The organism is Pseudoalteromonas sp. MER144-MNA-CIBAN-0113 (genome assembly GCF_040308965.1).
Classification (GTDB): Bacteria; Pseudomonadota; Gammaproteobacteria; order Enterobacterales; family Alteromonadaceae; genus Pseudoalteromonas; species Pseudoalteromonas tetraodonis.
In genome coordinates, this window is record NZ_JBEOOG010000325.1 from 1 (window position 1) to 276 (window position 276).

Here is a 276-nt window from a genome sequence, read left to right on the forward strand (position 1 = left end):
GGGTACCGTTCAACTGACTTTGGTAGCACCTCGAGCTTTCCATGGGGTTTCCCTGTTGTACAAGAAGACAGAGGGCAGCTTAATGCCAGCATAAGTTATGATGTGAACGATCAGCTAAATATCGGTATTGAAGCCGTTAACTTAACTGAATCAGAAGTTAGCCAGTCTTGTGTTAACGAAGGTGCTTTACTTTGTTTCCAAGGTATTACAGACCGCCGTATTACATTTGGCGCAAGCTATAGATTTTAAAAGTTATAGTTAAATCGAGTCTATGAG

1 protein-coding gene is annotated in these 276 nt (G+C 41.3%); it reads left to right on the top strand.

Features of this window, described 5'->3' with window-relative positions; translation table 11 throughout:
- Positions 1–249, top strand: a 249-nt coding sequence (locus AAEY57_RS19885) for a hypothetical protein (RefSeq protein ID WP_350608651.1), incomplete at its 5' end; no start/stop codon positions are given.
- Between the last annotated feature and the right edge of the window lie 27 nt (positions 250–276).